This is a genomic window from Streptomyces sp. NPDC087859 (assembly GCF_044742595.1).
GTDB classification, from domain to species: Bacteria; Actinomycetota; Actinomycetes; order Streptomycetales; family Streptomycetaceae; genus Streptomyces; species Streptomyces canus_F.
On sequence record NZ_JBIUUU010000032.1, the window covers coordinates 17,508 to 42,090 of the forward strand.

Below are 24,583 nucleotides of genomic sequence, written 5' to 3' on the forward strand. Positions count from 1 at the left end.
CCGGAGCCCGATCCGAAAAGGGTCAGGGCGCGGACGCCACGGCCACCGAGCCGGACTGGGAGCGGGGCGTCTTGGCTCCCGGCTTCCTCGGTTCGATCGTGCGCGGGTCGACGGCTTCGCCCGGAGCGCCCTCGCGGTAGAGGCCGTCGGGAAGGCTGTCCCGGTCGTGCGGCAGCAGGAAGAACACCCGGCGCTTGTACAGACCGCTGTCGGGATCCGGTGAGGCGTCCTCGTCCAGCAGCGCGTAGCCCACCATGCGGCCGTCGCGCGCGTACGGCGGCTTGGTGTTGCGCCGCCTGGTCTTGTCCAGGGCCTGACGGACGTAGTCGAGCCGTTCGAGGTTCTCCAGCCACACCACCTCGGCCTCGTGGATGAGGTCGCTCTCGGTCAACAGCGAACTCATGGCTGTAGCCCCTCCTTCGTCGGCATGCTCCCCGGCCATGGGGGCATGTCCGGGCATCTGTCCGTATCGCTCCGGCCCGCTCGCCGCCACGTGGCGGGCCGCTGTGTGGGGGCCACCGCGTGCGGGGCCTGGCCACCATCGTAGAGCGCACAGCGAGACCGTTGTAGGGCACCTGGTCGAGACAGCTGCCCTGCCCCAGCCGTCATGAGTGCTCCAGCAGTCCGATGCCCGGGTAGTACTTCCGGCCATTCGACTTGATCATGTCGGTCGGCGAGGTGACGCCCACCTCCTGGCGGACGCGGTTGGCGAACGTCCTGGGAGTCGCGGGCCGGATTCCCTCACCCGCGTTGCACCAGGAGCTGTACTCCGCGTAGAGCAGACCCTGTTCCACCCGCAGGTCCTTCCCCGGTTCCCCGTCGCGGGTGCAGCATTCGGTGAGAAAGCGGCCGATGTGGTCCTCGGTGGTGGCGTACGCCGTGGTGGCGATACGCACCCGGTCGGGGCCCTCCAGCGGGTCCCTGGTCCGCAGATACCGCTGGGCGCCCTGGATCAGCCAGTGCAGAATCCCCGGCCCCTCGTCCCGTACGAGCTCGAAGGCGAGGTTGTCGATCCGGCGGTGCGCCGGGACGGTCCGGGTGAAGGGCAGCAGCCGGATGCGCCGCCAGAACGCGAAGCCGCCGGTGGAGACCTCCGGGCGATGGTTGCCCAGCAGCCACAGGTGGTGGGTGGGCGTGAACGAGAAGTAGTCCTGCCGCATCCGGCGGGCTTTGATCTTGTCGCCGCCCGTCAGCAGCCGGACCCGGGCCTCGTCGAACTTGTCGTTGGGCTTCAGCTCGCTGCACACCACCAGGCGACGGCCGTGCAGTTCGGTCAACTCGGTGGAGTGCTCCGAGAAGGCGCCCCGGTCCATCAGGAACCCCGGGGGCGCCGCGTCCGCGTAGTCGCCGAGGATCTGGATCATGATGTCGAGCAGGACGGACTTGCCGTTCTTGCCCTCACCGTGCAGGAACGGCAGCACCTGGGCGCCGACATCGCCCGTGATGGAGTATCCGAGCAGCAGGTGCAGGAAGTCGATCATCTCCCGGCCCTCGTCGTCGTCCCCGAAGGTGTCGGCGAGGAAGCGGTGCCAGCGCGGGGTCTCCATGTCCTGCGGGGCGACGCTGGTGGCGCGGGAGTGGAAGTCACGGGTGGGGTCGGGCTTGCGCAGATTCCCGTTGTGGAGGTCCACCACTCCCACGGGCGTGCACAGGGCATACGGATCGCCGTCGAGGGTGTCGGGGTCCACCGAGATGTCCGGGGACGCCTTGGCCTGCGTCAGGAGCGCCTTCAGCCCGGTGGTGGACAGCGTGCGCCGCTTGTGGTGGGCGAGTTCACGGTCACTGAAGATCCCGCGCGGGTCGGTGAGCGCCATGTCCTCGGCCATCTCACCCGCGGCCCACAGCGCGGCCTTCTCCCCTCCCCCGCGCTTCCACCGGTAACCGTCCCACGCGAACCAGCCCAAGCCCTCCACATGCCGGAACTGATCACGGTGCAGCTGCACGAAGAGCCGGGCGTTGCCCCGGTCGGACAAGGAGGGAGGCAACGCGGCAGAGGCAGCGGCGCCCACAGGCGCCTGGGCCCTCGGAACAGCCAGGCCCGCCGGAGCGGCCGACTGGGCCTCGGGAACAGCCAGGGAGGCTCCGGTGAAGCCCTGAGCAGGCAGCCGGGCGGAGCCGGCGACCAGGTCCGCCGACTGGAGGTCGAGCATCTGCTGAGCGGCGGCCTGCGGATCAAAACGCGGCGAGCCATCGGCACTGCTGCTCATGGACGTCCTTTGAGGTGAAGAGGGCGGACGGACCCTACGGCAAGGGCGTCGTCAACGATCTTTTCATTCCGGGACTGCTGCCAAGGGCGGGCGTAGTGAGCGACACGGACGAGTCGGTCCCTGATTACGGCGTGCTCGAGGTGCCCCGCTCCGACCAGACCGCCGGCGGTGTACGCGGCCCTGTTGAGTTTCTCCGTGAACCCGGTCCCCTGCGGGGCGGCGGCACACTCCGCGACCACGGCGATCAGCGGGTCGATGACCTGATGGGCGGCGCCCGGACGGCGGCCCCCACGAGCCGCCGGAATGTTCATCGGACCACGACCGGTCGCCTCGACACGCGGCCGGTCCTCGATGACATGTCCCGTGCGCCGGAGCTCCTCGCGCAGCCACTCCGGCAGCAGGGCCGGCCGTCGTACGGTCCCTTCCGCGCGGTAGACACCCTGAGGCGTACGTGTGCCCGGTGCCACGATGTAGCCGCCCTCGGCACGTACATCGACCTGCCAGGCAAAGGCCGTGTTCCGACCGGAACCGGTTGAACATCGGTAACGGATGGATGTGTCGGGATTCCGGTACCAGACGTGGAGTCCCCCAGAAGGCGTGCGTACCCGCAAAGTCTCCTCGTCCTGCGCGGGATCGGTCTGCCCGCGATAGGCCGCCAGCAGGGCCAAGGTGTCGAAGCCGGAGGCCAGACCGTCGAGTTCGACCTGCTCAGGGATGGTGATACCTGGCAGCAAGTGCGCCCGGTCGGCGACAGACACCTGGTGGGCGTCGATGTCGATGACCACGAGTGCGGCCGGGCCACAGGCGACACCCACGCCGGCGGCGGGGGTTTCTTCCCACCACCGCTCCAGCAGAGCCGGATCGGTGGTGGCCGCGTGGAAGCCGTGGCACGGACGTCCGGCGGGCAGGCAGGGGCACGAGGCCGGCTCGTGCCTGCTCGCCGAGCAGGGAGAACAGTTCCTGACCGGGGTCTTCCTGCCTGGGGACAGCGGGTGCACGGGCCACCCCTGCTCGGCACACCAGCGCGCGACCATTCGCGGGGACCCAGGCGCGGCGCCGACTGCACTCTGTCGGTTCTCACCTTCGCGCGGCACAGGAATCGTCCTCGTCACTTCTGTTTGCCCGATCCTTCACACACACCTGTCGGGCGGATACGTCGACAGGGACCGAAGGGACTCTGATGCGAAGAGAGTCTAAGGCCCACCTTCGAAAAGAGTTGGCTGTCCCAACCCGCGTGCCGTTTCTATCAGGTTCGTGGGTCCCTTGGGTCCCTTCGGCTTCGGTCCCTTCCCACCCTAGGGGCTGAAGGGACCGACGAGCAGGAGGCGTGTCGCGTCCTGCGGCTGCTTGGGGACCGGCGAGGGACGGAAAGGGTCCAGGGACCGAAAGGCAGGGTCTGTAAATCCGCCGAGGGACTGAACAGACCCTGGGCATCACCGCAGGTCAGAGGGTTTTCCTCACCTTGGGAAGGGACTGTAGGGACTGAACCTCGCCATTATGAGCTGTAGTTGATATATGGGTTCGTATAGGCGCGCGCGTACGAATACATCTCTTGTCTACGTCATAATTGCGGAGTTGAGTCCCTACAGTCCCTGCCGAGAGGGTCAAAAACTCTCTGACCTGCACAAACACCAGGGACGGAAGCCCAGGGACCGAAAGGGGCCGAGTCCCTGTCAGTCCCGGTTGGACCCTGCTCAGCCCCTCTCAAGCGTCGGCTGGGTGGAGAGGTGAACCTGGTGGGCCCCTGCTTCCGTTGTCCAGGTGGGGAGGGTGGACAGCTTCTTGGACAGCGCAGGCTGACTCACTCCCCCACGGTCCCTGTCCATGCGTGGGGCGGGACGAGTTCGAGGTAGTCGATGGCGCCCGTGTCGGGTCGTAGGAGTTCCGGACAGCGGGGTCGGGGAGGAAGGCCTGCGCGACATCCATGGCCGTTACAGCATGCGTAAGTGGTAGTTCACCACTCCCCTGCCCGTAGGGCTATTACGGCGTAATAGCCTCGCTGCTTTCCACTGGAGAGGTGCTCAGCTGAACGAGGATCAGGCACCGTCTCTGTCGATGGAGCTGTGGCCCTGCCTCTGGCACCGCTCCCGCAGGCGGCGACGGTGAGCGTGATCCGCGCAGTCCAGCAGTGCACGCGTCCCCAGTAACGGATAGGCCCACTACCGAACTTGCCGAGGTGATGCATGCCGGCGGCTGCGGCCAGGCGGGCGAAGTCGTCTTGCTGTAGATCCGCCTCCAGCACTCCCCCCTGCCCCAGGAGACGATGGCCGTACGCCTCCAGGTCGGCGGGTTTGGTGGTGACCTGCCGAGTGGCGCAGCCGCGCAGGGTTCGTGACTCCGTCGGTCAGTTGCCCAGCGCGGTCGTCTCGGCGCCGGATCGGGGTGCCCCCCGCCCCGCTGCTGGAACGGTTCGTTTCCCCCCGGCACAGATACGAGGAGATCTTCGACGCGTTGGACGAGCAGACCGTGACCGTTCCGGGGACCGAGGTGGCCGCGCTGATCGTCCCGAGCCTGGCCGGATCGCTGACCGCCGTCCTTGACCAACGCCAGCTGCTGGACGGGCGGATCGAGAAACTCCTGGAGGCCCAGCCTCTTTCGAAGGTCCTGACGTCGATGCCGGGGATCGGCGTCAGGACTGGAGCCCGCATCCTGATCGAGGTCGGCGGCGGCAGCACCTTCCCGACCACCGGCCACATTGCCGCATCCGCGGGACTCGCCCCGGCGCCCCGGACCTCGGGCTCCTCGATCCGAGGCGAACCCCCTCGAGGAGAGGAAGATCGCCCAGGGTAAGCCCCCACCCAGGTCCTGCTCTGCCTCGGTAGACGCTGGGCTGACGTCCTCTTCGCGATGCTCCGCGACGGAACCTTCTACGAGCCCCAACCGGCTGCGGCCAAGTGAGGAGTCCAGACCTCTCAGTCAGTCCTCCGGCCGAAGCCGCTGCCGGGCGGCCTCAAGCCGCTGTTCATAGTCGGGCGCGAACAGCGCAGGAAGTGCCTTGTCCAGCGTTCCGGCGATCCGATGGATCGGTGCCCAGACCGCCGGATCGTCGATCACGCGGCTGAGGTCCGTCATCTGGAGCTTCTCCAGCCAGTGCGACAGCACCAGGGCCTCATCACTCGTGAGCTTGATCGTGACCTGGTTATCGCTCATGCATACCCCTACGGCTCAGCCTGTCCTCGGCCGCACGAACCTACTGGCCTTGGACCTTGACCAAACACATAGGGGCATCCACACCAGCGCGTCTTGGATCCCGGTAGCCAGCCAGCTTGGTTGCCGTCAGCCTTGGCGACCATGAGAGCGATGAGCCTGACCGTGGTCCCCCGTTCCACTGAGCCCCATAGGACGGCAGCGCTTCTCTTGCTGATGGGGCGAAGCTATTACGGCGTAATAGCGGATCTCCGCTTGGAGGGTTCTGGGAGTCGACCTCTGCTTGTCGGGGTGCGGGGTCGAAGCCGACGTGCCTCTCCAAGTCGGTGGCGAAGTCGCGGAGCGGGAAGGGGACGTTCCCGGCTGCCTCTGGCCCCGGGGCTATTACGGCGTAATAGGTCAGCCCCTCGGACTCCCCTGGCTGAGGTTGATTCACATTCTGTGAATCGGGGTCTGTGGGGGCAGGATGTCGGCATGACGAAGCGCACGCGGAGTTCGGTCCGTCCCACGAAGCCGCTGCTCAGGGTGCCGATGCGGATCGGGTCACTTGATGCCTCCGCCGTGGTCGGTGAGCTGCGGCAGATGCACGAGGATGCGGAAGACCCGGACGTAGAGCGGATGCCTGCGGATGAGGAGTTGTTCGGGGCGTTGCTCTACGCCGAGAAGCATGCCCAGGCACTGCGGAGGCAGCCAGCAGAGGTGCAGCGCGCGGCCGCGGTGAAGCGGGTGCAGTTGTGGGAGTACCTGCGCGAGCAGACCGAGGTGCATCAGGCGCGTGCCGTGGATGATGCAAGGAGTGCAGGGGCCCAGTGGATCGAGCTGGCGCCTGCCCTGGCCGTAGGTGCGGCGAATGCTGCCTACAACAAGGCGCAGCGACTGAAGGCTGTCGAGTTGAGGGACGAGACTCCCGGGCCGGGCAGCCAAGGCCGTCATGTGCGTCGGACTCCCGAGGCAGTTCTTGAAGCAGAACGTCGGCTCGCCTGGGAGCAGGCCGCCGAGCGCCGGGCTCAGGAGGCAGCGCAACGACGGCATGAGCTTTTGGTGCCGGTGGCCACTCGACTGCTGGAACACCGCGAGGCGTTGGTGCGGGATGAGGACGCCGACTACTGGCTGGAGGAGATCGAGGCGGTGCTGCCGCACTGTCAGACCCCGCTACAGATGGTCAGTCTGAAGCGATATCTCGAGGCCGCTCTGCGAGCCCTGACCAAGTTGGAGATGACCACGGCTCGCTCTGTCGCGCTCGACGAGGATGCTCGACTCGCCCTGGATGCTGCTCTGGAGCTCCAGCAGGGTCGGACGGAGAGCGAGGACGTCGGCGCCTCGGACATCGCTTGAGCTATTACGCCGTAATAGGTCGAGGCGAGGTGGAGAGCAGCCGGGTGTGGAGACAAGGGTCGAGGGTGAGGGGGAGTGTTGCTTCAGAGCTCAGACCTATTACGCCGTAATAGGTCTGAGCACCCAACAGGTCCGGATCAGGGTCGGTGGCGCGAGGTCCAGGTGCTTCAGGGGTTGTGGGGGAGGCGTGGGGCGAGGAGTGTGGGTGAGGCTCGGCGCGGCCCGTAAACCCGGGCGAGCTATTACGCCGTAATAGGGGTGCGGGGGCAACCCAGGACCACCAAGTCGTAATAACTAACGTGTCGGTGCGGCGGATGATCTACGACGTTAGTAAGGTAGCGTCATGAGTATGCCAGCCACCTCAAGCGACCGAGCCAAGGTCGTCTCCAAGCTGCCGGGATGGCTCCGGCAGAACCTCAAGGTCAGAACCGCCCAGCTCGGTATCGAGATCCAGACCGCTGTCGAGCAGGGCATCGCCGCCTGGTGTGACCTTGCCTCAGCAACGGCCTCCGTCGACACCGCTGGAGCCGAGTCCTTCTCCACCTTCCTGCCGCCGGGTCAGTGGGAGGAGTTCCGGAGCATTGCCGAGGACCGTCGGGTCTCCCTGATTCAAGGGCTCGCCCAGTCCGTTCAGCTCTGGCTCGACACGAACCCCGCGCCCAATGTGCAGCGTCCGGACATCACCCGTCGCATCGTCGTCTGCAACCAGAAGGGCGGCGTAGGCAAGACCGCCATCACCGCGGGAGTGGGGGAGGCCCTGGCGGAGGACCCCAACCGGCTTTTCCCCGTGCGCGTTGCCAAGGCGCTGGCGTCCGCCTTGCGGGCAGGGGAGTCCGAGGGCGAAGCGAGCGTCACCGACACCGACCCGCTCGACATCGAAAAGCTTCCTGGAGCCGGACTCCGCGTCCTCCTGGTGGACTTCGATCCCCAGTGCCACCTCACCAACCAACTGGGCGCGGCCCCCCTGGCGATGAACGGTGACAGCCTCACCAACCACATGGCCGGCGACCCCAAGGGTGAGCTGAGGGACCTGATCGTCTCCGTCGACGAGGACCACTTCGGCGGACGTCTCCATCTCCTGCCCGCTTGCCACGACGCCTTTCTGCTCGACGTCCGTCTCTCCGCGGTCCGTGCTCGCGAGGCAGCTCTGGAGCGGGCCCTTGTGACGCTCGAAGCCGATTACGACGTCATCATCGTCGACTGTCCGCCCAGCCTCGGCCTCAGCATGGACGCGGCCGCCTACTACGGACGCCGACGCGACGGTGAAGGACCAGGCCAGTCCGGAGCCCTCATCGTCGTCCAGGCCGAGGACAGTTCCGCCGACGCCTACGACCTGCTCACCAACCAGATAGAGGATCTCCGCAACGACCTCGCCCTCGACATCGACTACTTGGGCATCGTCGTCAACCTGTACGACGGTCGACGTGGCTACATCGCCACCTCGTCGCTCCAGGGATGGATCGACATAAAGGATCCGCGAGTCGTCGGCCTCATCAACGACCTCAAGGAACAGAAGGAAGCCGTCCGTATGAAGCAGCCTCTCCTGAGCTATGCGCCCGCCTCGCAGCAGGCCGTGGCCATGCGTGCACTGGCCCGGGAGATCTCATGAGCAAGGCCGACCAGTTGGGCTCCGGCCGTTTCGGGGGAGCGGCCAGGCCCGTGAGTGCGCGCCGAGCCGCCATCGGGGCAGCGACCGGGGTGCCGACGGAAGGGGTGTCTCCGCCGTCTCGGCTGCCGGTGAATCGGATCAGTCCCAACCCCGAGAACCCTCGGACCACGCTCGGTGATCTCAGCGAACTCACCAGCAGCCTCAAGGAGCATGGGCAGAAGCAGGCCATCACGGTCATGAACCGTGATGCCTACATCAAGGCCAACCCGGCCCGCGCCAGCGACCTCGAAGCCGACACCACCCATGTGGTTGTGGACGGCAGCAGCCGCCTGGCCGCCGCTCGCGAGGCAGGCCTCACGCACCTCAACGTCATGGTCGATGACGAGCAGGGTGACGACGGCGATGCCATTTTGGAGTCCGCGCTCGTCGCCAACATCCATCGCAATGACCTCGACCCGCTGGATGAGGCACGGGCTCTACAGCGTCTGCTCGCCATTCACAGTTCGCAGGTGAAGCTGGCCAAGCGGCTGCACAAGTCCCAGGGGTGGGTCTCTCAGCGGCTGGCGCTGCTCAACCTGAGCCCGGAACTCCAAGCCGTGGTGGGGGAGGAGCCAGTCGAACTCCTGCGGTCCGTCGCCAAGGAATCGCACGATCGGCAGGAAGTCGTCCTCCAGGAGCTCAAGGCCGAACGCGCCCGCAAGGATGCGGAGCGTCGGTCGCCGCAGGTGCCCGTAGTGCCTTCGGTTCCTCCGGTCGTCGAGCCAACCGAGGAAGCCGCTCCCGAGGCTGCTGCTTCTGTGCCGTCTCAGGCAGTTGAAAGTCGGGAGGTTGCCGAGGACGGCCCCAACCGCCAGTCGGACAAGGCCGTTGACCCGCCTCGCCCTGCTCCCGCCAGGGCAACGCCGGTAGCAGCGGAGGCGGTTGACCTTCCGGCGCAGGAGGCGTCTCCCGAGCAGGCGGAGACGGTGCCCGACCCTCGCCCCGCTGAGAGCCTCTCCAGTGAAACGGACCCTGCCAAGGCCGAGTTGGGGTCTGCGCGCCGACTTCCCTATGACGACGGCGCGTTCATCGCCATGCACCTCATCCAGAAGATGAGCGACACCGAGTTCGACAAGATGCTGGACATCCTCAAAGAGCATCAGAGCCAGCGGGTTGGATCCCCAACCTGAGCTGGCTTCCGTTTCAGCACGCCTGTGGCCGGCACGAGAACTCTCTCGTGCCGGCCACAGGTGCCTTCACTATTACGGCGTAATAGCCCCCGGGCCCCGACGCCCCAGTCGGGAGCGCGAGGGAGGGCCGTTCTAGCAATCACGCCGTCTCGCGCGCAAATGGGGTAAATGCGGTCATTCGGGGCCCAGTTCGAACAGTTCGATTCTTCGCTCAAAACGATTCTCCCGACGAGGCCTCCGTTTCGGTCCTGCGTTTTTCGCCTCGACAGAGCCCCATCTGACGCCCAGGCCGGGCCCGGGTGGCGAGCTTCGAAGGGTATTCGAGTGTGTCTGGCCGGCGGCCGTGGTGGCATGACCCGATCGGATTCGGCTGACGCGCGAGGACCAGACGGCGCCGTACCTGGCTTGTCGGGTAGGAAGCTGAGTTGCCCGCAGGGAGTGGAAGGCGTTCTACAGCCAGCCGCGGCGTGCTGCCTGCCAGGCCAGCTGCATACGGGTTCCGGCGCCGGCTCGTTCCATCATGCTCTGGATGCGGCGCTGAACGGTTCTTCGGCTGAGGCCCAACTGGGAGGCGATCGCCTTGTCGGCGACTCCCGCGACCAGCAGGGACAGCAGCTTGCCGTCGGCGGGGGAGAGGTCGGGGTGGGGGGTGGCATCGTCCGTGGCCAGGGCGTCGCCCGACTCCGAGAGGTGCAGGGGGACGGCGTTCTCCCAGTAGCTCTCGAACAGCGCGACCAGGGCGTCGAGGAGACTGCTGTCCCTGACCAGTGCCGTGGTCGGCTGCCCGGGGCTGCCCTGAGGGCCACCCGGCACCAGGGGGAAGATGCCGACGGAACGGTCGGCGATGGCCAGGCGGAGTGGTAGCCAAGGGACTGAGCGGGCCATCTCACCGGCCCGCACACCCGCGACGACATTGTCGACGGCCCCCTCGTCGTCGAAGAAGGCCTTCTCGTACAGCACCCGGTAGCGGACGCCCCGGGCGAGGGCCTCGAACTCCTCCGCGTTGCTGCCCGAGGGCATGGCCACGTACTGGGCGCGGCAGAACCAGAGCATCTCCTCACGGGCGTTGACCTGGATCTGTTTCAGGCGCTGGCGCAGGGCCTCCGCCCCGGTGATGACCTCCAGCAGCTGCCCGGCGTCATGGCGGCGGGCGGTCTCGCGGTACGTCTCCAGCAGCCGGTCCGCCTCCGCGCGTGCCGTGTCCAGGGCGTCGGCGGTGTGTTTGATACGGGGGAGAAGGGCCACGTCCGGGGGGACCGGGCGGAACATCCTGGGTGTGCCGTCAGTAGGGCTTGCCAGTCCCTGGCGGACCAGGGAATCAAGCACACGTGTGCTCTCGGGTTCACTCACACCTATGCGCCGGGAGATGTCTTCTGCAGTCGCTCCGCCCGAGGTCACCAGAAGGCGGTAGACGGTCTCCTGTTCGGGTGAGACTCCCGCGGCTTCCAACATCCCCCAGGCCCTTCTCGTTCGTTGTGGAGTAAACGATCCGAGGATTTCCGAGGACTGTACTCCAGGGCCACGAAACGGCAGGGGGCGAGAGGTCCGTACGACCTCTCGCCCCTGGGACTCTGCTGGTCAGCGGCTTTCAGACCAGGCGCGGTGGACCGTCTGGCTGACGGAGTTGCCCGCGGCGTCGCGGGCCGTGACACGCAGGGTCACGAAGCCGGAGCCGTGCCGGTGGTTCAGTGTGGCCCGGAAGGTGTCGTGGCCGTGGTCGCGGACCTTCGTCGCCTGCCAGGTGCGGCCGTCGTCATAGGAGACCTCCACCCACACCTTGGGAGCGCGCGGGGCGGGAGCGCCCTTCTGGGCGCGGACGGTGACGTCGACGTCATAGGAACCGGCCCGGGGGACGGTGTTGTGGGCGCCGACCGGTACGGCGTAGTCGAGTTGGAGGAGGGGCAGGGGGGTGGGCTGTTCGGTGGAGCCGGAGCGGAACGCCCAGATCGTCTTGGTCGCGGTGGCGTGGTCCCAGTCGGGGGAGGTGCGTGAAGTGTTCAGCTCCAGGCGGTAGTCGGCGGTGCCGGTGGGCATCTCGACGTCGGTCCATGCCGAGTCGAGGTCGGTGAGTCTGGTGCCGTCGCGGTACAGGGCCGCGGTCACCGTGTCGCCGGCTGCCTGGGTGCGGCTGGTGCCGATGCCGCCGCCGTCGGCCAGGGCACGGGACCAGTGACCGGCCTGGGAGTCGGTGAACTCCGGTATGCGCAGGCGCAGTACGTCGCCCTGTCGTACGGTCGGGTCTGCCGTGTTCGCGGGGATGGACGGGCGGACGACGGCGCCCTGCCAGGTCTCCGTCGACCGGGCGCCCGCCTTGTAGGTGCGAGGGGTGTCGCGCAGGCCGAGAGCGAGCGGTACGTCGGGGTCGTAGGTCGTGGTGTGGTGGACCAGGTGCTGCCAGACCGTGTCACCGGCGCTGACGTACTCGGTGCGGGTGAAGCCGGTGGGGGCGTAGCGGCTGTACTGGAGCCAGGCCGTCTGCTGGTAGGGGCGGCGGGCGAAGCGCTGCTCGGAGGCCCAGCCGGTGCCGCCGTTGTCGGCGTACGTGGTGCGCACCACGGCGCTGTTGCGGGCGGAGACGGTGTGGACGACCTGTCGGGGGATCTGCCCCTTCGACACCTGCATCACGTCGTAGAGGTAGGGGCTGTGTGCCGTGCCGTGGAAGGTGACCTCGGTGGTGTGGCGGGGGAGGCGCTTGAGGATGTCGGCTCCGGCGGTGGCGCCGATGCGGACGACCGGCAGAGGGGAACGGTCGCCGTTCGGGCTCCAGCGGGTCCAGGGGTTGTCGTCGAAGTGGATCAGGAGGACGCCCTTGGCACCCGCCGAAGCGAGCCGCTCGAGGGCAGTGTCGGTGCCGGTGCCCTGTTCGTCGGTGAGGAGCGCTAGCCGGCCGCGGACGCCACTGAGTACGGGGGCCGCGGCGTCGCCCGCAGCGACGGCCCGCAGGGTGGTGCCGTGGTCGGAGAAGAGGCGGGAGTCCGGCATGTAGTACGCGTTGAGCGGGCCCGGCAGTCCCGTGGCCCGTGCCTCGAGGAGCGGGGCGACGAGTTGCCAGCGGGAGGCGAACTCGAAGGTGCCGGCGCGGACTTGGGGGGTGGGGCTGACGTAGAGGCGCTTGGCGATGTCGAAGAACATGGTGCCCTGGAGCAGGGAGTGGCCGTCGAGTTCGCGGTAGGTCTGGTAGCTGAGGATGCCGCGCTGTTCGGCGGGGTGCGGGGTGCGGATCTGGACGGGGACCGTGGCGCGGGCGTCCACGGTGACGGTGGTGTCTTTGGTGACCTTCACCTCGGGCAGGACGACCTCGCGCAGTTCCTGGCCGTCCTCGGCGGTGCCGAGGAAGGTGTTGCTGACCTGGTAGGTGCCTTCCTCGACCTCGGCGACGCCGTGGTCGGGGTCGGTGTAGGTCACGAAGCCGGCCGGGCCCCAGATGAGCGGCTGTGCGGGGACACGGTCGCCATGTTCGTCGTACGTGCGCACCGTCAGCCGGTGTGTGGGGCCGTGCACGATCAGGCTCAGGGTGGTGTGGACCGCCGGGGTGGCGGTGCCGGTCGGGGTGCCGGTGACGTGGCCGTAGTAGGTGCCCTGGCCGGCCTTGGCGGGGTCCACGGTGAGGGGGACGGTGGCGATCGCGTGGGCGGGGACGCGGACGGAGCCCGCGAGGCGGACGGCCGTCGCCGGGGCGGGGCGGCCTGCGGAGTCGGTGAGACGGGGGGCCAGGTCGAGGGTGACGGCCTGGTCGGAGGTGTTGGTGTACGTCAGGTCCAACGCGCGTGCCGGGTCGCTGAGTTGGAAGGGGCCGGGGGTGAGGGTGGCGGTCGCCGTGAGGGTCCCGAGGGCCGCCGCGGCGGCGTCGACGCGGCCGCCGCCCTGTTCCGTGACCTGCTGACCGGTGATGATACGGGCGGTGCTGACCAGGGCGTCCTTGAGCTGGGGCCCGGTCCAGTCGGGGTGACGCTGGGCCACCAGGGCGGCGGCGCCGGCGACATGGGGGGTGGCCATGGAGGTGCCGGAGTAGCCCACGTAGTACTGGTCGACGACATCGCCCTCGGTGGTGCCGGTGGCGCGGGCCGCGACGATGCCGACGCCGGGTGCGGTGACGTCCGGCTTGACCGCGCCGTCGCCGGTGCGCGGGCCGCGGCTGGAGAAGGGGGCCAGCTTGTCGTCGCGGTCGACGGCTCCCACCGTCAGCGCGGCGTCGGCCGCACCGGGTGAGCCGACGGTCGACGTGCCGTCCGCGCCGCTGTTGCCCGCGGCGACCACGAAGAGTGCGGAACTGGTGCGGGAGAGCTCGTCGACGGCCTGGCTCATCGCGTCGGTGCCGTCGCTCGGAGCCTGCGAACCCAGGCTCATGTTGACGACCTTGGCGCCCTGCGCGACGGCCCATTCCATGCCGGCGATGATCTGGGACTGCGAGCCGCTGCCGTCGTCGCCGAGCACCTTGCCCACCAGGAGCTCCGCGCCGGGGGCCACGCCCTTGCGGGTGCCGTCGGAGGCCGCGCCGCTGCCGCCGACGATGGAGGCGACGTGGGTGCCGTGGCCGAAGGGGTCGTCGGTGGTCGGGCTGCTGGAGAAGTTCGCCGTCTCGGTGACGCGTCCGGCCAGGTCGGGGTGGGTCCGGTCGACGCCGGTGTCGAGGATCGCGACCTTGACGCCCTCGCCGTGAGCGCCCGTCTGCCAGACGGTCGGGGCGCCGATCTGGGCGGTGCTGCGGTCCAGTGCGGCGTTCACCCGGCCGTCGAGCCAGACGCGGGGGACCGCAGCGGCCTTGGCTGCCGTGCTGTCGGGGGTCAGTTGATTCCAGAAGCGGGTCAGGTCGTCCTGCGCGACGTGCAGGGAACGGGCGTGGATGCTCGGCAACTCCCTTGCGGGGGAGTCCTGTTCGGCGAGCGCGGTGAGCTTGTCCGCGGTATGGGCGGCTGTTGGGCCGGTGGTGCCGATGATCAGCGGCAGGGTGTCGGTGTGGGCGTCGTCGTAGCCCTGGGCGAGGAGGGCGGTGACGTCGAACAGGGTCCGGTCCAGGCGGCCCCCGGCCACCAGGGGGGAGGCGTCGGAGGGGAGGACGGTCAGGCGTCCGTCCTGTTCGAAGGTGTGGAAGACGATGCCGTCGCGCCCGGGGCCGGGGCGTACCGACGCCGTCTGCCGGCCGTCCGGGCCCTTGGCCACGCTCACCCTGTCGCCGGTGATCAGGCGGACCGTCGCCGTATCGGAAGCGGCCTTGGGCACGCCCTCGGTGCGTGGCGGTTTCGTCGGGGCGGCGAAGGTCGGGGTGACCGCCGCGGTAGCCAGGGCGACGCCGGCTGTGAACGTTGCCAACAAGCGGATGTGTCTCATCGGTTCGGTGCCTCTCCCGGCGCGCTGAGTGCCGTTCATCTGCGCGACAGAATCCGTCGGCCGTGCGGCGGGTGTCACTCGATGCCGGTGGCACACCTGGGACATGTCACAAGGGCGACAGCCGGCACATGAACCGGCAAAGCCGATAGTCACCACCTTGACGGGTGACGACGGCGACTGCCATGATTGCGTCACCGCTCAAACCGGTGACACGAAAGGTGTCCTGGTCAGAGGCGTACAAGGACCTTTCGACCCAGATGCGGAGCACAGTCATGGCAGTCAGCTACACCGCCGTCGTCAACGTCGACGGAGAGGGCCGCAACGGCGGTCACGTCCGCTCCTCCGACGGCCTGCTGGAGACGAGCCTCGCCCTTCCCAAGGAGCTCGGCGGCGCCGGTACGGCGACCAACCCCGAGCAGCTGCTGGCCGCCGGCTGGGCCGCCTGCTTCCTCGGCGCCCTGCGCCGCGCCGCCACCGGCCGCAAGATCCGGCTCACCAGCACGAGCATCACCGCCGACATCACACTCACCCACGGCGACGACGGCGAGTTCTCCCTCTCCGCCGTCCTCACCCCCGTGCTCGGCGGCGTCGACGACGCCACCGCCCAGGAGCTCGCGAACGCCGCGCACCAGATCTGCCCGTACTCCAAGGCCCTGCGCGGCAACATTCCGGTCACCATCAACGCCGGCGCCGCCGTCTGAGAGCCCGACATGGTCTCCCTGACGCACATACGTGTACGGGCCGCCGAGAAACGTCGTGCAGATACCCGCCACGCCTCCGATGAACGTGTTTCCGGTGAGCGTGCCACCGCTGAGCCGACGCCTCGAGGTCGCTCGGCCTCCCCGGGGGACCAGGACTGGCCGACGGACCCGCAGATATGGAGCTGGGCGGAGAGCGCGGTGCTGGCGGGGTACGGCCCTGGGCCAGCGAGTTTCCTCTGACGGACGACCCGACCCAGGGGAGGACAGCCACCCCCGCACCGGCCATCCGTCCGGTGCGGTGGCTTCCGTAGCGAATCGGCCAACGCGTCCCGAGACGCACCGTCACTTGACTGAGGCGACACATGTCGCCCCCGGCCGACACTGAGCGCAGGGCGCCCGTCGGCGCAGGGCACCACACCATCGAAAGCGAGATCACAGCCATGGACATGAAGCTCGAAGTCGTCATCCTGCCCGTCTCCGACGTGGACCGGGCCAAGGGCTTCTACGTCGAGCGGCTCGGCTGGCGTCTCGACGCCGACTTCCCGATCAACGACGGCTACCGGATCGTCCAGGTCACCCCGCCGGGCTCCGAGTGCTCGATCATCTTCGGCGAGGGGCTCACCCGCCAGGAGCCGGGCACGCTCCACGGCCTCCAGCTGACCGTCACCGACATCCTCAAGGCCCAGGAGGAGCTGGCCTCGTACGGCGTGGAGGTCCACGGACCCTTCCGCGACGAGACCGGCGCCTTCCACCACGCCGGTGACACCCACCGCGTCCTGGGCCCGCACCCGGAGCGGGCCAGCTACGGCACGTTCGCCGCCTTCAAGGACCTGGACGGCAACGAATGGTTCCTCCAGGAGGTCACCGAGCGCGCCCCCGGCCGCTGAAAGACCCGCCCCGCGCCCCGGAAGAACCCGCCCCCACCCATCCGCCCGGCACACCGCCACCGGAGGACACATGCCGACCGAGAACACCCGCACGTACGACGTCATAGTGATCGGCGCCGGTCCGGTCGGTGAGAACGTCGCGGACCGGACCACCGCCGCCGGTCTGAGCACCGTCATCGTGGAGAGCGAACTGGCCGGCGGCGAGTGCTCGTACTGGGCCTGCGAACCCAGCAAGGCGCTGCTGCGGCCCGCCCTGTTCCGGGCCGACGCCGCGCACATGCCGGGCCTCGACCCCGCCGTCAAAGGGCCGCTGGACGTTGCGGCCGTCCTGGCCCACCGCGACCGCATGTCGGCGCACTGGAAAGACGACGGCCAGGTCGAGTGGATCAGGTCCGTCGGCATCGACCTCGTCCGCGGACACGGCCGGCTGACCGGCGAGCGCGAGGTGTCGGTGGCGACCCCCGACGGCGACACCGTACGGCTGCGGGCGCGGCACGCGGTCGCCCTGTGCACCGGCAGCCGCGCGGCCCTGCCACCGCTGCCCGGCATCGGGGAACTGCGCCCCTGGACGAGCCGGGAGGCCACCACCGCCCAGCAGCCGCCCGGCCGGCTGGTCGTCGTCGGCGCCGGTGTGGTGGGCGTCGAGATGGCCACCGCCTGGCAGGCCCTGGGCAGCCAGGTGACCCTGCTGGCCCGCGAGGACGGACTGCTGCCCCGCATGGAGCCCTTCGCGGGGGAGCTGGTCACCGAGCGGCTGCGGGAGGCCGGAGCGGACGTACGGTTCGGCGTCTCCGTCGTCGAGGCCAAGAGGGCGGACGGCGAGGACGGAGGCGAGGTCCGGGTCTGGCTGTCGGACGGCACCGAACTCACCGCCGCCGAGATCCTCTTCGCCACCGGGCGCGCCCCGCGCTCGGAGGACATCGGGCTCGACACCGTCGGGCTGGAGCCGGGAGACTGGCTCACCGTCGACGACACCCTGACCGTCACCGCGGTGCCGGGGGAGTGGCTGTACGCCGTCGGTGACGTCAACCGGCGGGCCCTGTTCACCCACCAGGGCAAGTACCAGGCCCGCGTCGCCGGTTCGGTGATCGCCGCCCGGGCACGGGGCGAGCGGCTGGACACGGCCCGCTGGGCGCCGCACAGCAGCACGGCCGACGTCGAGGCCGTCCCCGGAGTCGTCGTCACCGATCCCCCGGTCGCGAGCGTCGGCCTGACCAAGCAAGAGGCCGAGCGCCTCGGCCGAGACGTCGAGGTCGTCGACTACGAGATCGGCCACCTCGCGGGCGCCATCCAGTACCGCCCGGACTACCGGGGCAGGGCCCGCATCCTCGTCGACCGGGACCGCGAGGTCGTCGTCGGCGCCACCTTCGTCGGACCGGGCGTGGACGAACTGCTGTACTCGGCGACCGTCGCCATCACCGCGGAAGTGCCGGTCGAACGCCTCTGGCACGCCGTACCCGCATTCCCCACCATCAGCGAGGTGTGGCTGCGCCTGCTGGAGACCCGGAGGGACTCATGACCACCGCACGCGACCTGCTACTCGTCGCCCTCGCCCTGCCGGCCGGCGACATCGCGGGCCAGGGCGACCTGTCGCTCGCGCTCGCGGGAGCCGAAGCGGTCGACCTGCTGCGCAGCGGGGCACTGACCCTGGACGGCGACCGCATGGTGCCTGGTCCTCGGGCGGTGTCCGGCCTGCGGCTGGTGTCCGACGACCCGCTGCTGGACCAGGCGGACGCCACCGTCGTCCGGCATGAGCCGTACGAGACGATCCACGAGTGGCTGTGGCGCCGCGCCGACGACCTCGTGCCGGCCTACGCCGACGCCCTGGAGCGGGCCGGACTCGTCGTCCCTCCGCACGGCCACGGGTTCCGGCTGCTGCCCGGGCGAACCGTGCCGGCCGACACGCGGGAACGCCGTGAGGCGGAGGAGCGCAAGGCATCCGGCGAGCCCGTACTCGCGGGCCTGCTGGCGGCCTTGGGAGTCGGGGGCACGGGAATCGTCGAAGGCCCAGGCGGCGCGGAGCCGTCCGGTACCGACGACAGCTCCCTCGACGACGCCGTCACCACCGTGCTGGCAGCCGTCGGTGACGCGGTCATGGAGCTGGAAGCCGTACGACTGCGCCGGGACGTCGAGACGGCCGCCTTCGACAATGTGTGGCGCGGTTGGTAGGCGGCGGCCGCTCCGCGGCTTGACCCCGCCGAGACACACACGTATCTCCTGATGTCCCGCGAGGCGGTGTGTCGGGCACGGCGGGGGTAGCCGCCGGGCCAGGATCATCGCTCGCGGGACAACGGGACCAAGTGGGCCTTCAGACTGATCCGACGCTACGCATCCGGCGTGACAAGGGTGTACATGACGGAACGCTGCTGCTTGTGGCGCCGGATACGGCCCTTGGCGACCAAGGACTCAAGGGTGTTCCGCACTACCTGCGGGGTGGGTTTGCGGTCCGGGTGCTTCTTGAGGAGTTCGTCGCGCAGTTCCTTCGCCAGGCGCGGTTCCTCGTACTGGCCCAGCAGTTCCGCCAGCAGTTCCCCGAGCAGAGGCTGACGCGACTTCCCCTTCGCGCCGGCCTTCGCCGTCTTGCCGGTCGGAGCGCTCTTGGTCGACGCCGAGCGTCGGGAGGCCGCCCCAGTGGACGTCTTCTTCGCCTGCGCAACGACGGGCTCGTCCTGCAACTGCTCGGGCAGTCGGGACGCGTCGGCGAAACCCTCGTACCGCTCGGCGAGGTTGAGGATGTCCGCGAGGAGGGCCTCCTCCTGCTTCAACACGGAGATCCTCTCCGCCAGCTCCTGCTGTCGCCGACGGTTCTCCTCCAAGTCCGATGCGGCTTGTGCTACGTACCGCGATCGGAGCGTGGCGGCTGATTGGCTGGCCACAACCGTTCACTCCCTCGATATGGATGACGTTGCGCATGGTACCCACGCGGAGGGACTCGTGTGGATAAGTGTCAACGCCAGATGGTTCCTCCGACATGCCCGTTCATGCTCACACGATAAGCGCTGATGTGCCCGTGCATAGAGGAAGTGTGGCTGTTCTTCGGTTTCTCTCGAGTGTCCACGGGTCACTCGCACGAGTGCACCCTCGAGCGTACTGCCCGGTAAGTATGTGGTTGAACCGTCCGTGACCGGGTTCCTCCGCCCGGGGAGTGATCGACCACCTGCTCGTGCGTTCGTGGCCGGGCGGCAGTCGAGGGCCGCTGATCCGTGACGTGGGGTGCGCGGTGACCGAGGTGCGTGCGTGCCCGGCCTCAGACACACCTGACGGCGTCGCGCACCGTGTCCGTCAGCGCCAGGACGGCCGCCCGGAGATCCGGCGGCAGCGGAGCGTGCGGCGAAAAGGAGCGGCGGCCCCACAACGGCCCCTGCGGCCGTGGTCTCGGCGTCTCCCGAATCGCCCGGACCGGCAGCCCGGCGCCGGCCGTCGCAGCCGTCAAACGAGCCGCGACCTCGGCCTGTGCCGTGCTCAGGGCCTCCATGACGCTGTCGCCGAGCTGGGCGGCGGGCATCTGCCGGAACCGCTCGTCGACGAACCGGATACTCGCCGGGCAGCCGTCCGCGCCCACGGTGACCTGTACGACGTCGTCCCGGGAGCAGGCCGTGACCGACAGTGCCCGCAGCTGCTCCCCTGTTCTGGTCAGCGCCGCGTACCGCTGGGCAAAGTCGGCAAGGGCCTGCTCCAGGCGTCTTACCGGTGGTGTCTCCATCGTCCTCCTCCGCCCGGTGCGGACACCGACACACCAAGGACACGAGAGGGTCTCACATTTGGTTCACACCTGAACGGACATGTGTGCAGCTGTATGCGGGCCCCCTCTCGATCAGCCACGCACCGTGACCGGCGCCGTGTTGTATCCCTCGACCCGCAGCTTCGGCCGGCCCGACGGCAGGGCGGAGGCGGGCCAGGACAGCGTCACGGTGCGGGTCTCGCCGGGCAGCAGCCACAGGTAGTTGTCGTCGTAGAGGGTCGGCAGGACGCGGTCCCCGCCCTCGTCGAGCAGGGAGAGCCGGACCATCGCGGCGACCATGGAGCCGCGGTTGCGGACAGTGGCCGTCGTCGTCCTGCGGTCGCCGTCGTGGGACACCCGGGTGAGCGAGGCCGTCAGCTTCGCCCGCTGGACCTGGTTCAGAGCGCGCAGCGCCTCGGGGGTGCGGCAGCGCCAGTAGGTGTTGCGGGACAGGAGCCTGCCATCGGAGTCCTCCAGGGTCAGGCGCAGCAGGTGCAGGTCCGGCAAGTCGTCTGTGGGAGCCGCGGTGAACGCGGTCGCCGAGACGGCCGGATCCACGTCCACGCGCGTCCGGCGGGTGTCGGCGATACGGCGACCGGACAGGTCGTACGTCTGCGCCGTGACCGTCGCGCCCTTCAGCGCCTCGCGGGTGTGGTTGACGGCGATGACCTGCCACTTCACCGGGTCGGCCTGGACGTGCAGGGGTTCGCAGGCGCTGCGGCAGCCGAAGTAGGAGCCGTTGACGTCGAAGTCGTAGTCGTAGGTCTGCCAGACCGTGCTGTGCCAGGCCGGGTGGGACATCCACAGCATCAACCCGGTGGCGTCGTCCCACAGATGGGCGTTCCAGGCCTCGAACATGGCGCGGAAGCTCTCGTAGTTGACGAACTGCGCCTTGCGCGTGAAGTCGTCCAGGTCGCGGGCGGTGCCCAGGCGGGTCTCGATGGCCGCCTTGTAGTTCTGCGGAGCCTGGTTGCCGCGCTCGCTCCAGTCGTGGTGGTACCAGACGCCGCCGATCGGCCACTCGGGTCCGTCGTCGCCGACCATGGCGCGGGTGCTGGCGGCGGTGGAGACGACGGGCATGCCGATCTCGGTGTGGAAGCCGAAGTCCTTGCTGCCGTACGTCGACGGGTCGAAGTAGCGCTCCGGCTCGACCCAGCCGTACGGGCCGCCGCCGGTGACGACACCGCCGGCGGAGTTGCTCTGGTAGAGCAGCCCCGGCGCCTGGCTCTCGACCGCCGTGCGCATGCCCTCGTCGATCGCGGCAGGCGGATTGCCCTCGTTGGCGCCGCACCACACCGCGATGCTCGGGTGGCTGCGGTAGCGCAGCACGGTGTCGCGGGCCACGGACACGAAGGCCTCGTGGTCCGGCGGGTCCATGCTCCAGGCGTTGGGGAAGTCGTTCCACACCAGGATGCCGTGGGCGTCGCAGGCGGCGTAGAACTCCTCGCGGTTACTGCTGCCGACCCAGTTGCGGATCATCGTGAAGTTCATGGCCCGGTGCATGCGCACCGCCGTGTCCATGCGCTCGGCGGGCATCCGGCGCAGCAGCTCGTCCCAGCCCCAGTTGCCGCCGCGCACCAGGACCCGGACACCGTTCACGCTGATCTTCAGCGGGTCGGGGGTGTTGGAGACGGTGGTGACGTCGCTCCAGGTGTCGCCGTCGTCGGAGACCTGCACGGTGTACGTCTTCGGGTACGCCTGCTCCCAGACGACCGCGATCCGGTCGAAGCGCCGGCTGGTGCCGAGGTCGACCTGGAGCCACTGGTGGTCCTCGTAGGCGGAGGACCAGCGGGTGCCGGGGTCGCCGTCGGTGGCGTGGGCGGCCGGGTGGCCGTCCTCCTCGCTGGAGGCGGTGGCCTCCCGGCGCAGCGCGAGGTCGGTACCCGGTTCGGCGCTGTCGATGACGGCGAGGGACCACAGGGAGGTGCCCCAGCTGGTGTTGCGGATGCCGCAGGACAGGCGGACGTAACGGGCCGTACGGGCCTCGAAGTCCGTGATCCGCAGGCTCGCGTCGCCGCTGTTGAAGGGCAGCGGGACGGCCGTGTTGTCGACGGACGCGGCGTCGGTCCACCGCTCGCCGTCCTCGGAGACCTGTACGACGAAGGTGCGCGCGTAGGCCCGCTCCCACACCAGGTCCACCCGGTCGAAGCTCTGTGTCGAGCCGAGGTCGACGCGTATCCACTGGTCGTCGGCGAAGTCGGACGCCCAGCGGGTGCGGGCGTCGCCGTCGGTGACGTTGGCCGCCGCGTGCCCGTCCTCGTCGGTGCTGGAGGCCTCGGCCGGGGCGTGCAGGGCGAGGTCGACGCCGGGGCGGGCGCTGTCGTAGGCCGACAGGGTCCACAGCGAACTGCCCCAGTCGGTGGCCCGGGTGAGGCAGCGGACGCGGATGTGGCGGGCCTTCTGGGCGCCGAGGCGGACGGTCTGGGTGTAGGCGTCGGAGGACGGGGTGAACTTCAGCGGGGTGTCGTACTCGTAGCCGAACTGCCGTATGCCGAAGCGGGTGGTGCGGCGGTCGCTCTCGGCGCCGCCGGTGCGGGCGGTCAGGGTGAGGTCGTGGAGGGTGGGCTCGCCCAGGCCGTTGGGCCACCACAGCTCGGGGCTGCGCACGCGCAGGGCCGCGAAGGCGTCGGGAGCGAATTTGACATCGATGTCAGCGCCCGCCTGGACGGTGACCGTGCGCGAGACACGGACGTCGCCGAACTCGGCTGAGACGGTGGCCTGATGGTCGGCGGAGTCGGCGTTGCGCACCGGGACGGTCAGGGTGAGCTCGGCGACCGACAGGTCCGGCAGCGCGGGCAGCACGGTGTCCACGCGCGGGTCGCCGATGACGATGTGACCGGTCGATCTCAGGCGCACGTGGTTCCAGATGCCGGCCGCGCGGTCGCGGACGGCGGGCATCCAGTCCCAGCCTGAAGAGGCCAGGTACGTCGGTGAGTTGAGGTTCATCGTGTTGGCCCCGGCGTCCACCCAGGCCTCGCCCGCCGGGCCCTTGTCGCCCGGGCTGCCGGGCGTCGGCATGGGCGAGACGCGTACGGCGAGCGCGTTGTCGCTCTCCTTGGCGAGGTGCTCGGTGATGTCGTGGGCGGAGCGGGCGAAGGGGAAGGTCACCTCGCCCACTCCGTGTCCGTTGAGCCAGATCTCGGCCTTGTGGTTGACGCCGTCGAACTCCAGCCAGATGTGCCGCCCTTGGCCGGTGCGCAGGCCGCGGGGCAGGGTGAAGGCACGTCGGTACCACCAGGAGTGGCGGGACAGGGCCTCGGGGACGCGCAGGTTGTTCAGGCCCGTGACCGGGTCGGGCAGCTTGCCCTGGTCCACGAGGGAGCCGAGGACGGTGCCGGGCACGGTCGCGGGCAGCCAGCGGCTGGTGTCGACGCCGGTGCGGGACAGGTCCGGGCCGTCGCCGTCCGCCCAGTCGTCCAGGGTGAGCGTCCAGCCCGACTCCAGCGGCACCGTGCCGTCGGCGGCGACCTTGAGTCGGGGCGCGACCCCGTGGTGGGTGCCCCAGTCGGTCCAGCCCGTGGCCGCGGGGCGATGGCCGGGGGCGGTGCCGTACACCTCGAAGCCGTTCAGGCCGAGGGGGTTGGGGCTGGATCGTCGGCGAGCCGTCATCCGGACCCAGCGGGCCGTGACGGGGACCGGCAGCGGGATGTCCACCACACCGCCGGTTCCGGCCGTGGTGCGGTAGACGCTGCTCCAGGAGTCGCGGTCGCGCGAGCTCTCCACGACGAACTCGCGGGCGTAGCTGGAGAGGATCTCCTTGCCGGTGGTGCCCTGGCGTGGGTTGCCGCTGGTCGGAGGTGTGAAGACCGGGTCGCTCGCGTCGGCTTCGAAGGTCAGCCGGACACGGTCGACGCGACAGTCCGCCTGGAGGTCGACCTCGATCCACTGCGGGTCGCTCGCCTCGGCACGCCAGCCGGTGCCGCGCACGCCCGGTGCGGGCAGCGCGTCCACCACGAACCCGGCGGGAGTGGGCGCGTAGGCCTGCGAGGAGGCGCGGACCGGGCGGTAGGCGGCGATCTCACCCGGTGCGGACGGGGTACCGGCGCCGATCGCGTCCGCGGTCACGGGGGCGGCGCCGGCCGTCGGCACGAACGCCGTACCGAGGCTGAAGCCTGCCAGCAGGGTGGAGCCCGCGGCTACGACGGTGCGCCGGGAGGTGTGTCCCGAGGAGCGCGACTGATCGGCCATGTGTAATCGTCCAATCACAAGGTGTGAGTGAGAGGCGGCGTGGGTGGTTGCCTGGTACGGGGTGGTCCGTGTGAAGCTGACAACGTTGCCATAGGCTGTTGCGGCGGACACTTCTGTGTCAAGGCCCTTGACGAGCGTAAAAATCTTCAGCCGTGAAGGGTTGACCTGGCGAGGATGCGGCGGCCTGTGCTGCCGATCTGACCCGCCCACACATGTTTGATGGCGAGGACCGCACACCCTTGGGATGGTGCAAGGCGACTCGACGGCACGTGACATAGAACTCATGGAGGG

Annotated in this window: 16 protein-coding genes and 1 pseudogene; 8 read left to right on the top strand and 9 right to left on the bottom strand. The window is 69.3% G+C overall.

Features of this window, described 5'->3' with window-relative positions:
* Positions 1-22: 22 nt before the first annotated feature.
* The 3 genes from ACIOHP_RS47075 to ACIOHP_RS47085 form a co-directional block, all read right to left on the bottom strand.
* Positions 23-403: a DUF6009 family protein gene (locus ACIOHP_RS47075; protein ID WP_401897580.1), complete on the bottom strand. Its 381-nt coding sequence runs from the start codon at positions 401-403 to the stop codon at positions 23-25.
* 202 nt (positions 404-605) lie between these two features.
* Positions 606-2,207, bottom strand: coding sequence for a phage/plasmid primase, P4 family (locus ACIOHP_RS47080; protein WP_401897583.1), 1,602 nt, complete (start codon positions 2,205-2,207; stop codon positions 606-608).
* The gene (locus ACIOHP_RS47085) at positions 2,204-3,241 is read right to left on the bottom strand and encodes a bifunctional DNA primase/polymerase (RefSeq protein WP_401897585.1); all 1,038 of its coding nucleotides are present in this window, start codon (positions 3,239-3,241) and stop codon (positions 2,204-2,206) included. The genes ACIOHP_RS47080 and ACIOHP_RS47085 overlap by 4 nt, the downstream gene beginning before the upstream one ends.
* 1,351 nt (positions 3,242-4,592) lie before the next feature.
* Between ACIOHP_RS47085 and ACIOHP_RS47090 the strand changes: the two are divergent.
* Positions 4,593-5,105 (top strand): annotated as a pseudogene (locus ACIOHP_RS47090) (transposase); the annotation flags it as partial.
* Between the two features lie 18 nt (positions 5,106-5,123).
* On the opposite strand, the gene ACIOHP_RS47095 reads toward ACIOHP_RS47090, so the two are convergent.
* Positions 5,124-5,357 carry a hypothetical protein gene (locus ACIOHP_RS47095; protein ID WP_401897586.1) on the bottom strand — a complete coding sequence of 78 codons (234 nt, stop codon included), beginning with the start codon at positions 5,355-5,357 and terminating at the stop codon, positions 5,124-5,126.
* Between the two features lie 471 nt (positions 5,358-5,828).
* Between ACIOHP_RS47095 and ACIOHP_RS47100 the strand changes: the two genes are divergently transcribed.
* The 3 genes from ACIOHP_RS47100 (at position 5,829) to ACIOHP_RS47110 (ending at position 9,467) form a co-directional block, all read left to right on the top strand.
* Complete coding sequence (locus tag ACIOHP_RS47100; protein ID WP_401897588.1) at positions 5,829-6,689, top strand: hypothetical protein; 861 nt, start codon at positions 5,829-5,831, stop codon at positions 6,687-6,689.
* 343 nt (positions 6,690-7,032) lie between these two features.
* Complete coding sequence (locus ACIOHP_RS47105) at positions 7,033-8,298, top strand: ParA family protein (protein ID WP_401897590.1); 1,266 nt, start codon at positions 7,033-7,035, stop codon at positions 8,296-8,298.
* Positions 8,295-9,467: a ParB/RepB/Spo0J family partition protein gene (locus ACIOHP_RS47110; RefSeq protein WP_401897592.1), complete on the top strand. Its 1,173-nt coding sequence runs from the start codon at positions 8,295-8,297 to the stop codon at positions 9,465-9,467. The genes ACIOHP_RS47105 and ACIOHP_RS47110 overlap by 4 nt, the downstream gene beginning before the upstream one ends.
* Before the next feature lie 450 nt (positions 9,468-9,917).
* Here ACIOHP_RS47110 and ACIOHP_RS47115 read toward each other — a convergent pair whose 3' ends face one another.
* Both ACIOHP_RS47115 and ACIOHP_RS47120 read right to left on the bottom strand, forming a co-directional pair.
* Positions 9,918-10,919 carry a helix-turn-helix domain-containing protein gene (locus ACIOHP_RS47115; protein WP_401897595.1) on the bottom strand — a complete coding sequence of 334 codons (1,002 nt, stop codon included), beginning with the start codon at positions 10,917-10,919 and terminating at the stop codon, positions 9,918-9,920.
* 126 nt (positions 10,920-11,045) lie between these two features.
* Positions 11,046-14,795 carry a S8 family peptidase gene (locus tag ACIOHP_RS47120; protein ID WP_401897597.1) on the bottom strand — a complete coding sequence of 1,250 codons (3,750 nt, stop codon included), beginning with the start codon at positions 14,793-14,795 and terminating at the stop codon, positions 11,046-11,048.
* A 272-nt stretch (positions 14,796-15,067) separates the two neighbouring features.
* Between ACIOHP_RS47120 and ACIOHP_RS47125 the strand changes: the two genes are divergently transcribed.
* From ACIOHP_RS47125 to ACIOHP_RS47140, 4 genes are all read left to right on the top strand, one after another.
* Positions 15,068-15,496 (top strand): organic hydroperoxide resistance protein, encoded by a 429-nt coding sequence (locus ACIOHP_RS47125; RefSeq protein ID WP_401897598.1) that lies wholly within the window; start codon positions 15,068-15,070, stop codon positions 15,494-15,496.
* Between the two features lie 440 nt (positions 15,497-15,936).
* A complete protein-coding gene (locus ACIOHP_RS47130) occupies positions 15,937-16,383 on the top strand; it encodes a VOC family protein (RefSeq protein ID WP_401897600.1) in 447 nt (148 codons plus the stop codon).
* 70 nt (positions 16,384-16,453) lie between these two features.
* Entirely contained in the window at positions 16,454-17,902 is a 1,449-nt protein-coding gene (locus ACIOHP_RS47135) for a dihydrolipoyl dehydrogenase family protein (protein WP_401897603.1), read from the top strand.
* Entirely contained in the window at positions 17,899-18,552 is a 654-nt protein-coding gene (locus tag ACIOHP_RS47140) for a GPP34 family phosphoprotein (protein WP_401897605.1), read from the top strand. The genes ACIOHP_RS47135 and ACIOHP_RS47140 overlap by 4 nt, the downstream gene beginning before the upstream one ends.
* A 155-nt stretch (positions 18,553-18,707) precedes the next feature.
* Here the strand turns inward: ACIOHP_RS47140 and ACIOHP_RS47145 are convergent, their stop codons facing one another.
* From ACIOHP_RS47145 to ACIOHP_RS47155, 3 genes are all read right to left on the bottom strand, one after another.
* A complete protein-coding gene (locus ACIOHP_RS47145) occupies positions 18,708-19,259 on the bottom strand; it encodes a hypothetical protein (RefSeq protein ID WP_401897607.1) in 552 nt (183 codons plus the stop codon).
* 371 nt (positions 19,260-19,630) lie between these two features.
* Positions 19,631-20,086 carry a YbaB/EbfC family nucleoid-associated protein gene (locus tag ACIOHP_RS47150; RefSeq protein ID WP_401897608.1) on the bottom strand — a complete coding sequence of 152 codons (456 nt, stop codon included), beginning with the start codon at positions 20,084-20,086 and terminating at the stop codon, positions 19,631-19,633.
* Positions 20,087-20,197: 111 nt separating this feature from the next.
* The gene (locus ACIOHP_RS47155; protein ID WP_401897610.1) at positions 20,198-24,292 is read right to left on the bottom strand and encodes a discoidin domain-containing protein; all 4,095 of its coding nucleotides are present in this window, start codon (positions 24,290-24,292) and stop codon (positions 20,198-20,200) included.
* Positions 24,293-24,583 lie beyond the last annotated feature (291 nt).

Bases quoted from the DNA above. Each gene is read 5' to 3' on its own strand.
- ACIOHP_RS47075 (WP_401897580.1), bottom strand. From the start codon at position 403: ATGAGTTCGCTGTTGACCGAGAGCGACCTCATCCACGAGGCCGAGGTG.
- ACIOHP_RS47080 (WP_401897583.1), bottom strand. From the start codon at position 2,207: ATGAGCAGCAGTGCCGATGGCTCGCCGCGTTTTGATCCGCAGGCCGCC.
- ACIOHP_RS47085 (WP_401897585.1), bottom strand. From the start codon at position 3,241: ATGGTCGCGCGCTGGTGTGCCGAGCAGGGGTGGCCCGTGCACCCGCTG.
- ACIOHP_RS47095 (WP_401897586.1), bottom strand. From the start codon at position 5,357: ATGAGCGATAACCAGGTCACGATCAAGCTCACGAGTGATGAGGCCCTG.
- ACIOHP_RS47100 (WP_401897588.1), top strand. From the start codon at position 5,829: ATGACGAAGCGCACGCGGAGTTCGGTCCGTCCCACGAAGCCGCTGCTC.
- ACIOHP_RS47105 (WP_401897590.1), top strand. From the start codon at position 7,033: ATGAGTATGCCAGCCACCTCAAGCGACCGAGCCAAGGTCGTCTCCAAG.
- ACIOHP_RS47110 (WP_401897592.1), top strand. From the start codon at position 8,295: ATGAGCAAGGCCGACCAGTTGGGCTCCGGCCGTTTCGGGGGAGCGGCC.
- ACIOHP_RS47115 (WP_401897595.1), bottom strand. From the start codon at position 10,919: ATGTTGGAAGCCGCGGGAGTCTCACCCGAACAGGAGACCGTCTACCGC.
- ACIOHP_RS47120 (WP_401897597.1), bottom strand. From the start codon at position 14,795: ATGAGACACATCCGCTTGTTGGCAACGTTCACAGCCGGCGTCGCCCTG.
- ACIOHP_RS47125 (WP_401897598.1), top strand. From the start codon at position 15,068: ATGGCAGTCAGCTACACCGCCGTCGTCAACGTCGACGGAGAGGGCCGC.
- ACIOHP_RS47130 (WP_401897600.1), top strand. From the start codon at position 15,937: ATGGACATGAAGCTCGAAGTCGTCATCCTGCCCGTCTCCGACGTGGAC.
- ACIOHP_RS47135 (WP_401897603.1), top strand. From the start codon at position 16,454: ATGCCGACCGAGAACACCCGCACGTACGACGTCATAGTGATCGGCGCC.
- ACIOHP_RS47140 (WP_401897605.1), top strand. From the start codon at position 17,899: ATGACCACCGCACGCGACCTGCTACTCGTCGCCCTCGCCCTGCCGGCC.
- ACIOHP_RS47150 (WP_401897608.1), bottom strand. From the start codon at position 20,086: ATGGAGACACCACCGGTAAGACGCCTGGAGCAGGCCCTTGCCGACTTT.
- ACIOHP_RS47155 (WP_401897610.1), bottom strand. From the start codon at position 24,292: ATGGCCGATCAGTCGCGCTCCTCGGGACACACCTCCCGGCGCACCGTC.